This is a genomic window from Acinetobacter sp. YZS-X1-1, from assembly GCF_000804305.1.
GTDB lineage: Bacteria > Pseudomonadota > Gammaproteobacteria > Pseudomonadales > Moraxellaceae > Acinetobacter > Acinetobacter variabilis.
Map to the genome: position 1 here is coordinate 95,469 of NZ_JWHB01000008.1, position 11,439 is coordinate 106,907.

The window sequence follows — 11,439 nt, forward strand, 5'->3', positions numbered from 1 at the left end:
TTAAGCAAAACCCAGGATTAGTAATGTCAAATTGATAATTCAACATTAGTCCCCCATAAGGCATAAGCCATGAGGCGTTATCACCACACCAAGAAAATTCTTGATATGTTTAATGAACAATAACGCCCCTCAGCGGCATCATCACTCATTGAATACCCGATCGTGACCGAGCAATTTTTTGCAAATCGACTTAGAAAAAACAAAGATTTAAACTATATTTTTTCTAAAGCGACTTTGACTTACATTTATATACCAGTCTCTACTTTTTCCGTGTTTAAAAAATGTACACCGGCCCACACATTTTTTAAATATAATCTTGTGCTAAATGCTATCACGATCTCGACTAATCAATTGATTTTTTTGACGAGAAACGCATGTTTTTTAGTCAAATACTTCCGTCAGAAATTACTCTAACATAGGGAGCTTTAAATGAAAAACACATTCAGCGTAGACTAAAGTCCTACATCTTTTTGATAAACAAAAAGAGAGTAAATCTTCCAATCCACTCCCTTTACAACTTTGCGTTATATAATAACATTATTGAAAACCTTTTTCAGTCCAGAATTACATCTAAAAATCATAAATACCTTAAACAACATCATAATAGTGCATAAATCCGACCAAAATGCTCTGCAATGATTCATCACCCGATTTGATCATATAAGATACAGCACCAATAACAGCAGTTTTCACTACCACTGTTCATTTATGGAGCTCTATAAAGCAAAAAGCACACCAAGTGGTGTGCTTTTTGAAAAACTGTTGATTGCAGTCTAAATTAGCCAGCCATATCTAGAAGCATGTTACGGATGTGACCGATTGCTTTAGTAGGGTTCAAGCCTTTAGGACATACAGATACACAGTTCATGATACCTTTACAACGGAACAGAGAGAACGGATCGTCAAGACGAGCCAGACGCTCTTGAGTACCTGTATCACGCGAATCAATGATGAAGCGGTATGCATTCAACAATGCTGAAGGACCCAAGAACTTGTCTGGGTTCCACCAGAATGATGGACATGAAGTTGAACAACATGCACAAAGAATACATTCATACAGACCATCAAGATGTTCACGTTCTTCAGGAGACTGCAGACGCTCTTTAGGAGGTGCAGGCTGGTTGTTGATCAAGAACGGATGAATCTTGTTGTACTGATCGTAGAACTGGTTCATGTCAACTACAAGGTCTTTAACTACTGGAAGACCTGGTAGTGGACGGATTGTGATTGTTTCTGGTAAATCATTCAGGTTCCACAGACATGCAAGACCGTTTTTACCATTGATGTTTACACCATCAGAACCACAAATACCTTCACGACATGAGCGACGGAACGTTAAAGATTCGTCTTGTACTTTTAAGGCTAGAAGTGCATCAAGCAACATACGGTGCTTGTCAGTCAATTCCAGTTTAAAAGTTTGCATGTACGGTGCTGCATCCTTATCAGGATCGTAGCGGTAGATATTAAATGTACGAGTACCTCTACTCATCTTACTTCTCCGAATTAGAATGTACGTGGTTTAGGTGGAATCGCATCAACCGACAATGGACGGTAACGCACTGGCTTATACTCAAGACGGTTGTCCGCAGAGAACCATAATGTGTGCTTCATCCACTCATCATCACGACGACCGTATGGGTATGCAGGATGGTCAGGAGACTCTTCAAAGTCTACTACCGTATGCGCACCACGGCATTCTTTACGCGCTGCAGCTGAAATTAGAGTCGCTTTAGCAACTTCATACAAGTTTTCAACTTCAAGTGCTTCAATACGTGCTGTGTTAAATACTTTAGATTTGTCTTTCAAGTGAATGTTGCGCACGCGCGGTTCAATTGCAAGAATCTGTTTCACACCTTCTTCAAGAAGTGCAGATGTACGGAATACACCAGCGTGGTCTTGAACGATATCACGAATCGCATCAGCAACTTCTTGAGCATTTTCACCTGTAGTTGATTCGTCAAGTTTACGAATACGTGAAACAGTTTGCTCAAGTACAGTTGTAGGAAGCGGTTCATATTCATCACCGTGGTGTTTAGTCACATAATCGATGATGTGCTGACCGGCAGCCTTACCAAATACAACCAAGTCAAGCAGTGAGTTTGTACCTAGACGGTTTGCACCGTGTACAGATACACATGAACATTCACCGATCGCATAGAAGCCTTTCACTGGTTTCGTGAAGTTGCGACCTTCTTGGTTAGTAGAATAGGTATCAGTATTCTTGTCGTAGTTCGTTACTAGAGGTTCAGATTCTGGAGACTCAGGAACAACTACCTGACCATGAATATTCGTAGGAATACCACCCATTTGGTAATGGATTGTTGGTACTACAGGAATTGGCTCTTTAGTAATGTCGACGTTCGCGAATTTCTTGCCAATCTCGAATACAGATGGCAGACGTTTCATGATGGTGTCAGCACCCAAATGAGTCATATCAAGAAGGATATAATCGCCTTTAGGACCACAACCACGACCTTCTTTGATTTCCTGGTCCATAGAACGTGATACGAAGTCACGAGGAGCCAAGTCTTTCAGAGTCGGTGCATAACGTTCCATGAACGGTTCGCCGTCTTTGTTACGAAGGATTGCACCTTCACCACGACAACCTTCAGTCAACAGTACGCCTGCGCCCGCAACACCTGTAGGGTGGAATTGCCAGAATTCCATATCTTGTAATGGAATGCCTGCACGAGCTGCCATACCAAGACCGTCACCAGTGTTGATATAAGCATTAGTAGATGCACGGTAAACACGACCAGCACCACCTGTAGCGAACAATGTAGCTTTCGCCTGGAATACGGCAATTTTACCAGTTTCCTGGTCAATTGCTGTTACACCTAGTACATCACCTGCTTCGTTACGGATCAGGTCAAGCGCGATCCATTCAACGAAGAACTGAGTACCCATTTTAACATTGCTTTGATAAAGCGTATGAAGAAGCGCGTGACCTGTACGGTCGGCTGCAGCACATGCACGTGGAACTGCTTTTTCACCGTAGTTTGCAGAGTGACCACCAAACGGACGTTGGTAAATCGTACCGTCTGCGTTACGGTCAAATGGCATACCTAAATGTTCTAATTCGTATACCACTTGCGGTGCTTCGCGAGTCATGAACTCGATCGCGTCCTGGTCACCTAACCAGTCAGAACCTTTAACTGTGTCGTAGAAGTGGTAATGCCAGTTATCTTCTTGCATGTTACCAAGAGATGCACCGATACCACCCTGCGCTGCTACAGTGTGAGAACGTGTTGGGAATACTTTAGTCAGTACCGCAACTTTCAAACCTGCTTGAGCAAGTTGGTAAGAAGCGCGCATACCAGAACCACCACCACCAACGATAACTGCATCGAAAGTTTCGTGTGGAATATTTGTGTAATCTTCTTTAGGGGTTATAGCGCCCATGATTGTTTCCTATCAATTCGCCCAAAAAATCTGGATTGCCCAGATCGCATATGCAAATACAGCAATAATCACTGCTGAAGTCAGTACAAGGCGTAAACCTGATGCTGATGGACCCATTTGACGAGTAGTCACATAGTCAGTGAATACCTGCCACATACCGATCCATGCATGCGCAACAAGAGATAAGACTGCCAACAAAGACATAATCTTCATTGGAACTGTCATCATAAAGCCGTACCATTGCTCGTAGTTGAAGCCACCATTCAGTAGGATCCAACCAAACACCACAACGGTATAAACAGCTAGAACTACAGCACTAATGCGTTGGACAAACCAATCACGAGAACCTGAACCTGTTAAACCAGTAGCACTTTTCATTAGAGTACGATCCATACAAATGCTGCAACAATACCGATTGCAGACAAGATTAATGAAATAGTAGCTGCAGTACGACCGCTTTGCAGTTCTTCTGCAACGCCGATATCTGCAAGTAAGTGCTTAATACCAGTGAACAAATGATAAATTAAGCCGGCTACAAATACCCATACGATAAAGCGAACAAAGAAACCGTTAAAGATTTCCTGCACTTCAGCAAAACCTTCTGCTGAAGACAATGATTTATCCAACAGCCACAAAAGGACCGGTACGAGTAAAAATACGATGACACCTGAAAGACGGTGTAGAATTGATGCAATAGCCACGGGTGATTTTAAGTTTACTTCTAAAACTTGACCCATGGACAAATTGACAGGTCTGTTGCTTTTCACAGCGGGCATCCTGTAGTTAAAAACTCCATCCGGAGTTTGTTGGAATTAATTCGAAGGAAAGCTGGCATTATCAGGCAAATACATGCCTAAACATAAAACGACACTGAATTATAAAACGTGAACTATTAAAATACAAACAACTGTATTTGGCTTTTTAAACAAAAAACCTTTAAATAAGAATCATTAACAACAACTTTAAGTTCTCCCCTACTTGCTTTATCTTCATATTTTCATTCTAGATATTTGTTTTTTAATAATTAACCTGATTAATTTAGCCTGTTATGTAGCCAAGCTTCGACTAAGTAGATTTAGACTAAAGATGAACGGTAAAAATGTAATTCTGCCCCTAAGTCCTTTAATCCCAAGTAAAATCATAAGGATATATTTCACAAATAAATAATGACTATTTATATAGAGGTATCTCAATTTGGAATTTTTGTACCAAAACCTACTTATCTCTTTGTAGATCATAGTTTTTTTGATGTTTTTAGACATTTTGGATTCAAAAAAACACTTATTTATTTTTGTTTAAGTTGCATTAAACAAAGTGAAGCAAATTTGCGAGCTATTTTTTAGCCGACTAAAGACAGCTAAAAAGAAAATTTATTGCTTTTATTTATAATTCAAGTTTGAAGTAAAAACTTAAGGAAATCGATGTAAGTTACGAGATTTATATAATTTTAAGTTGCAGCCTTAAAATATTTTCTCAATTTCTGCTTTATTTTTTGCTAGGAAAAAACGCTTACAAATACGGCAGAGACTATATTTTTTTCTGCACCTTCTGTTCAATTTGACTTATTATAGAGGTTTGGTACTGTGATTTTATTAAACTTTTTATACCAAGATAAATGACTAAACCACTGTGAGAATGTCATTTTTCATCCATAAGTATAATTGACAAAATTTCAGTAGCCACTAATCTTATAGCAAATTTTTGATCCGTCCGTTTTGTGCATTAAAAGATTGATAGGCAACTCGGATATACATTCACCAGGACAGGAGATCTATTGAATGTCTGAAGCAACTGGCAAGAAAGCCGTTTTACAGCTTGATGGCAAAGAAATTGAATTACCAATTTACAGCGGCACATTGGGCCCAGATGTAATCGACGTTAAGGATGTGTTGGCTGCAGGTCACTTTACTTTTGATCCTGGTTTTATGGCAACAGCTGCATGCGAGTCTAAAATCACTTTCATCGATGGTAATAAAGGTGTTCTTTTACACCGTGGCTACCCAATTGACCAGTTAGCAACTAAAGCTGATTACCTAGAAACTTGCTACTTACTTCTTAATGGCGAGCTTCCAACAGCTGAGCAAAAAGAAGAATTCGACGCTAAAGTTCGTAACCACACTATGGTTCACGATCAAGTAAGCCGCTTCTATAACGGTTTCCGCCGTGATGCTCACCCTATGGCAATCATGGTTGGTGTTGTTGGTGCGTTGTCTGCGTTCTATCATAACAATCTGGACATCGAAGATGTTAACCATCGTGAAATCACTGCGATTCGTTTAATCGCTAAGATTCCTACTTTGGCGGCTTGGAGCTACAAATATACTGTTGGTCAACCATTCGTTTACCCACGTAACGATTTGACTTACGCTGAAAACTTCCTGTACATGATGTTTGCTACTCCAGCAGACCGTGACTACAAAGTAGATCCAATTCTTGCGAAAGCAATGGACCGTATCTTCACACTTCACGCTGACCACGAACAAAATGCTTCTACGTCTACAGTACGTTTAGCTGGTTCTACTGGCGCTAACCCATATGCATGTATCGCTGCTGGTATCTCTGCACTTTGGGGTCCTGCTCACGGTGGTGCGAACGAAGCTGTTCTTAAGATGCTTGATGAAATCGGCACTGTAGAAAACGTTGCTGGCTTCATGGAAAAAGTGAAAACTAAAGAAGTTAAACTCATGGGCTTCGGTCACCGTGTGTACAAAAACTTCGATCCACGTGCGAAAGTAATGAAAGAAACTTGTGACGAAGTTCTTGGTGCTCTTGGCATCAACGATCCACAGCTTGCTCTTGCTATGGAACTTGAACGTATCGCACTTTCTGACGAATACTTCATCAAACGTAACCTTTACCCTAACGTAGACTTCTACTCAGGTATCATCCTTAAAGCGATTGGTATCCCAACAGAAATGTTTACTGTGATCTTCGCGCTTGCTCGTACAGTTGGTTGGATCAGCCACTGGTTAGAAATGCACAGCGGTCCTTACAAGATCGGTCGTCCTCGTCAGCTTTACACTGGCGAAGTTCAACGCGACATCAACCGTTAATTCGGTTAGCGTTGAAAGACGTAAGAAACCACCCTTCTGGGTGGTTTTTTTATGACTGACAAAAACCAACACAACCAAGATGTGAAAAACTTAAAATAGTAAACCTGAAGAATTTTCAATTTCTGCAAATTTCTAGAAATTACTCTTATATCGTTAAGGATTGAGTTTTAATGCTGTTTTACCTGCTTCCCTTCATCCTGAGAATGATTCGTTTTGATCAGTTTAAAAGCCGGAGTCTGACTTCAGGAGAAATCAAGCTTTGCCAGCAAGTCTTTGCTGACCTGATTGACTATTCAGCAGTCCGTGTCATGAATCACCCTTTCCTGCCTTGGCAATCCAAGCATGTGATTATGGCACCAAGTGGTTATATTCATGTGCGTAACCTGAATTATCGGGACGATTATTCTAAAGAAAGCCGTTCTTATCAGGCGCTTTTCATTCATGAAATGGCGCATATTTATCAATATCAGCAGAATATTAATGTGTTGTTTAAGGGTGCTTTTTTGCAAGCCGCTTATTTTTTAAGTATGGGAAAATATAATCCTTACAAATATCAATTTAATCCCAACAAATCCTTTTTAGACTATAACATTGAACAACAGGGAGATATTGCACGCGATATTTTTCTAAAAAAAATCCCTAATATTATTTTAAAAAATCAGTTAAGCAGATGATATTGAATATTTTTCACTCAAGTATTCTGTTGATTTCTATTTTTGGAAAATAAACTCATTTAAATCCAATTGAGTATTTTTTTGCATTTACCAGAATAAAAAAGCACCATAATAAATCATTTCTGATCATAACTTTGTATATCTGTTTCAATTCTCCTGAAACAGCTCTAGCATCTGCCTCAAATTTCGATAAAATAAGCCAAGTATGATATTTGTAGCTCGCAAATCAAGATTTAATGATCATGCGGTCATGACTTTTTTAATTTTGGCCATTTGGCATTTTGTTCGTATCAAACTGCACTCAGCTGGATAATTAGAATTTTAAAAATCAGTGATTTAGTGTATTCACCTATAGGAATAGGACTTAATTGGAATGAAAAGTTTTAAAATTGCGATTGCTCAATTCTCTCCACATGTGGGCAATTTAGATGCAAATACGCAGACAATGATAGATTTGGCAAATCAGGCCAAAAAAGATAATGCTGATCTTATTATTTTCCCTGAACTTTCAACTTTAGGTTATCCGGCTGAAGATTTATTAATTCGTCCAAGTCTGGCTAAACGTACAAAACTGGCGTTTGAGAAACTGACTGAAGTAAAAGATATCGTCATGGTCTTCGGGTTTGTCAATCAGGCTGAAGATGGTGAACGCTATAACTCAGCAGCCGTCATGAAAGATGGTGAAGTTTTAGGGGTTTATAATAAGCAAACTCTGCCAAACTATGGTGTATTTGATGAGAAACGCTATTTTGGTGAAGGACATCAGCATCTGGTCTTCGAATATCTGGGACACAAGTTTGGTGTTCTGATCTGTGAAGATGTCTGGTCATTATCTACCGTTCAACAGCTGGCTCAATTAAATATTGATACTGCGCTGGTTCTAAATGCTTCTCCATACGAAGTAGGCAAACCGCAACACCGTATCGATACCATGGCTGCACTGGTCAAACAGTTGAATATCAATTTGGTGTACTGTAACCAGGTAGGTGGCCAAGATGACCTCATTTTTGACGGCACCAGCTTTGTACTTAATAAATCAGGCGAAGTGGCTCTACAAGCGCCTAGCTTTGAAAAAGGCTTGTATATCGCTGAATATGATGCAGAAAAATTAGAGTTCAGCAAAGGCACGATTACTCCAGCCCTAGAAACCATGGCTGAGATTTATCAAAGTCTGGTGACGGCAACTCGTGACTATGTACAGCGTTCAGGTTTCCCAGGCGTGATTCTGGGTCTGTCTGGTGGTATTGACTCTGCCCTGACTCTTGCCATCGCAGCAGATGCGATTGGCCCTGACAAAGTCCAAGCAGTGATGATGCCTTATACCTATACTGCTCAGATCAGTGTAGAAGATGCCACTGAACAGGCGAAAACGATGGGTGTAACTTTCGGTATTGCTGAGATTAACCCGATTGTAAGTGGCTTCTTGCAAACCCTGTATCCATTCTTTGGCAATGCCCCTGTAGATGCTACTGAGGAAAACCTGCAAGCGCGCGCACGCGGTACTTTATTAATGGCGCTTTCTAACAAGTTCGGCAATCTGGTTCTGGCAACCGGTAATAAATCCGAACTTGCCGTTGGTTACTGCACACTATATGGCGATATGGTCGGCGGCTTCGCGGTATTAAAAGATGTTTATAAAACCATTGTGTTTGAACTGGCAAAATACCGTAACAGCATCGCAGAAACTCCAGTAATTCCTGAGCGTGTCATTACTCGTCCACCATCAGCAGAACTTCGTCCAGATCAGGTCGATCAGGATTCATTACCGGCTTATGAAGTGCTTGATGCGATTCTTTATGCTTATATTGAAGAAGATCTGAGCCAAGATGACATCATTGCCAAAGGCTTTGAAGCTGAAGTCGTGAAAAAAGTGATTCGTCTAGTTGATATTAACGAATACAAACGTCGTCAAGGGGCAATTGGTCCACGTATCAGCTCGCGGTCTTATGGTCGTGAACGTCGCTATCCAGTCGTTAATGGTTGGAAAGCAGGTATCTAAGTTTTAACAAAACTAGATTAGCCATAATGCCCAAGTAAATGCTTGGGCATTTTTTTATCTTTAAGCAATAAATAGGGTTAAGAAATTAAAAGAAGATTCAAAAATTTAAACAGAAAGAAATTTAGAAGAACTTTCTCTTAATTTTTTATTAATATTTTTATGGTACAAAAAAAGAGACCAAGCTGAGAGCTTGGTCTTTAAAAATGGTGGCTATGACGGGACTTGAACCTGTGACCCCCGCATTATGAGTGCGGTGCTCTAACCAACTGAGCTACATAGCCGTAAACTGTGTGCGCATTATCGTAATTTCAGGTTGTATCGTCAAGCATTTTAAACCACAAATGTTCAGTCTTTATGCAAATTAATCATAAACTCTTAAACTTTGTACAAATCATGCTTTAATTCGAAACCTATTAGCAAATACTATGAAAATTAGTATCTTTTTTTAAAGCCAAATCTGAATCGAAGTCGTATCAAATAATATTTAATTTTAAGAATAACTTGCTGAAGAAACAAAATAAAAAGTGAATCTACTACCTTTTCCTATCGCTATAATGCTTTTCCAAATATGGCCAATAGTATCTCTGGATTAAAGCAAAACTGAAGATGACGAAATTCAAAATATACCTAAGCCTGCTCCTATTGAGTTTTACAAGTTTAGCCACTGCAACTGTTATTTATCCAAGCAGCAGATTTTTAGGATGTGAAGATGTAAAGGATCTGGCTCAAGAAGTCATGCTCTTTAGACTCAAAGGTGCACCTCAGAAATGGATGATTCAGCAAATAAAGCAGCACTACGGTACAGAGAATGATCTCCATGCTCTGATTGGTATAAAACTTACTGAAAAAGCGTTTAAATATGAAATACTACAAGATCAGTTTGAACGCTCAACCTTAATTAAAAATTTTGCAATTGATCACTATAATGAATGTGAGAAATCCATTTCAGATCATGATCAATCTAAACAAGAAAATAACGGTATTACCCCACCCTCGGAAAGGGAAATTTTAGAACACTAAAATTATGCTGATAGAAGCTTACTATTAGAAATAGCAGGCTATCTTTATGCAGTTTGATAGATTTTTTATTATTAAAATCTCAATTTTAAACCTGTCCCTACAGTTTTATATAACAGGGATTTTTTGAATCTAAAATTACAGGTAATAATACATTATTAAAATTAGATGGCTTTCTTAACCTAGTTCATTAATATTCTAAAATCATATTATTTTAATCTTAAAATATAATTATAAATCAAAAACTTATAAAATATACCAACCATTAAAAATTATTGCTTTGTTAAACATAATACTGAGGTATTTACTTGGTTTTATTTTTATAAAATACGCGCTATGATCAAAGTATAAACAACAATTCGTACACGATTTTAACGCGTCATATTTTTATAAAACTTATTTCCGATAAGGAGAATTCTAATGTCATTTGAACATATTTTAGTACCCATTGACGGTTCAGAAACTTCCTATGCTGCAGTCGATAAAGCCGTCGAAATTGCCAAAGCATTTAACAGTAAAGTGACAGTGGTTCAGGTGCTGGCGCTTGATCCCTATATCGCTGCTGAATACATTACTGCAGCTCAAACTAATGACCTGGTTGAACGTGCCCGTACTGCAATTCTGAAGACACTTGACGAAGCAAAAGCGAAATTTGCTGCGGCAGGTATTGATGCAGAAACTCAATTACTCGAAGGTCAGGTGATTTATAGTGAAATTGTCAAGGCGGCAGAATCTTTGAATACTGATCTGATTGTGATTGGTTCACATGGCCGCACTGGCTTCAAGAAACTGTTCTTGGGAAGTGTTGCACAAAGCATCTTGGGACAGGCCAATGTTCCTGTAATGGTCATCCGTAAGTAATAAAAAAATCCCCACTTCAATTAAGTGGGGATTTCTCTTTCAAACAAATCCATCCCATTGAAACTGCTTTAAGCTGACCCAATTTCCAGCACATAGAATCCCTTCTGCGCCTAATTTTTGCTGTTGAATATTATGTCCATATTCATCCAGTTTATTGAGACTGATCTTACCTTGAGCATTCAGGACACGATGCCAAGGCAAATCGGTTTTTGTATCAAGCTGACTTAAAACCCTACCTACCAGACGTGCATGTTTAGGCAAGCCAGCCAGCTTAGCGATCTGTCCATAGGTCGCTACCTTCGCATAAGGAATTTGGCTAACCACACTCAGAATCATTTGTGCCATTTCCTGGCTTGCACTTGATGTCATAGGCTTTCAATCTTGATAGAAACTTCTAATAATTAGGGCGTGTCCTCATTTGGCTTTACACCAA

The 11,439-nt window shown here is 39.2% G+C and carries 10 protein-coding genes and 1 tRNA gene; 5 read left to right on the forward strand and 6 right to left on the reverse strand.

Annotated features, from left to right (window positions below):
* Window positions 1-778 precede the first annotated feature (778 nt).
* The 4 genes from RJ01_RS07035 to sdhC are packed head-to-tail and all read right to left on the reverse strand — an operon-like array spanning window position 779 to window position 4,178.
* Window positions 779-1,489, reverse strand: a complete 711-nt coding sequence (locus RJ01_RS07035) for a succinate dehydrogenase iron-sulfur subunit (RefSeq protein WP_034170519.1) — start codon at window positions 1,487-1,489, stop codon at window positions 779-781.
* Window positions 1,490-1,503: 14 nt separating this feature from the next.
* A complete protein-coding gene (locus RJ01_RS07040) occupies window positions 1,504-3,402 on the reverse strand; it encodes an FAD-binding protein (RefSeq protein WP_034170520.1) in 1,899 nt (632 codons plus the stop codon).
* 12 nt (window positions 3,403-3,414) lie between these two features.
* Complete coding sequence (gene sdhD, locus RJ01_RS07045) at window positions 3,415-3,780, reverse strand: succinate dehydrogenase, hydrophobic membrane anchor protein (RefSeq protein ID WP_004782980.1); 366 nt, start codon at window positions 3,778-3,780, stop codon at window positions 3,415-3,417.
* Window positions 3,780-4,178, reverse strand: coding sequence for a succinate dehydrogenase, cytochrome b556 subunit (sdhC, locus tag RJ01_RS07050; protein WP_034705238.1), 399 nt, complete (start codon window positions 4,176-4,178; stop codon window positions 3,780-3,782). Before sdhC ends, sdhD begins: the two co-directional genes overlap by 1 nt.
* 1,002 nt (window positions 4,179-5,180) lie before the next feature.
* On the opposite strand from sdhC, the gene gltA reads away from it, so the two are divergent.
* From gltA to RJ01_RS07065, 3 genes are all read left to right on the forward strand, one after another.
* The gene (gltA, locus tag RJ01_RS07055; RefSeq protein ID WP_004782984.1) at window positions 5,181-6,455 is read left to right on the forward strand and encodes a citrate synthase; all 1,275 of its coding nucleotides are present in this window, start codon (window positions 5,181-5,183) and stop codon (window positions 6,453-6,455) included.
* Between the two features lie 170 nt (window positions 6,456-6,625).
* Window positions 6,626-7,129: a hypothetical protein gene (locus RJ01_RS07060; protein ID WP_034170521.1), complete on the forward strand. Its 504-nt coding sequence runs from the start codon at window positions 6,626-6,628 to the stop codon at window positions 7,127-7,129.
* A gap of 373 nt (window positions 7,130-7,502) precedes the next feature.
* The gene (locus RJ01_RS07065) at window positions 7,503-9,128 is read left to right on the forward strand and encodes an NAD+ synthase (protein WP_034170522.1); all 1,626 of its coding nucleotides are present in this window, start codon (window positions 7,503-7,505) and stop codon (window positions 9,126-9,128) included.
* A 204-nt stretch (window positions 9,129-9,332) separates the two neighbouring features.
* Here RJ01_RS07065 and RJ01_RS07070 read toward each other — a convergent pair.
* Window positions 9,333-9,409: transfer RNA gene (locus RJ01_RS07070), tRNA-Met, on the reverse strand.
* 325 nt (window positions 9,410-9,734) lie between these two features.
* On the opposite strand from RJ01_RS07070, the gene RJ01_RS07075 reads away from it, so the two are divergent.
* Together RJ01_RS07075 and RJ01_RS07080 are read left to right on the forward strand one after the other, a co-directional pair.
* Window positions 9,735-10,148 (forward strand): hypothetical protein, encoded by a 414-nt coding sequence (locus RJ01_RS07075; protein ID WP_034170523.1) that lies wholly within the window; start codon window positions 9,735-9,737, stop codon window positions 10,146-10,148.
* 417 nt (window positions 10,149-10,565) lie between these two features.
* Entirely contained in the window at window positions 10,566-11,006 is a 441-nt protein-coding gene (locus RJ01_RS07080) for a universal stress protein (protein WP_034170524.1), read from the forward strand.
* A gap of 39 nt (window positions 11,007-11,045) precedes the next feature.
* Here RJ01_RS07080 and RJ01_RS07085 read toward each other — a convergent pair whose 3' ends face one another.
* On the reverse strand, window positions 11,046-11,342 hold the full coding sequence (locus RJ01_RS07085; protein ID WP_034170530.1) for an MGMT family protein: 297 nt from the start codon (window positions 11,340-11,342) through the stop codon (window positions 11,046-11,048).
* Window positions 11,343-11,439 lie beyond the last annotated feature (97 nt).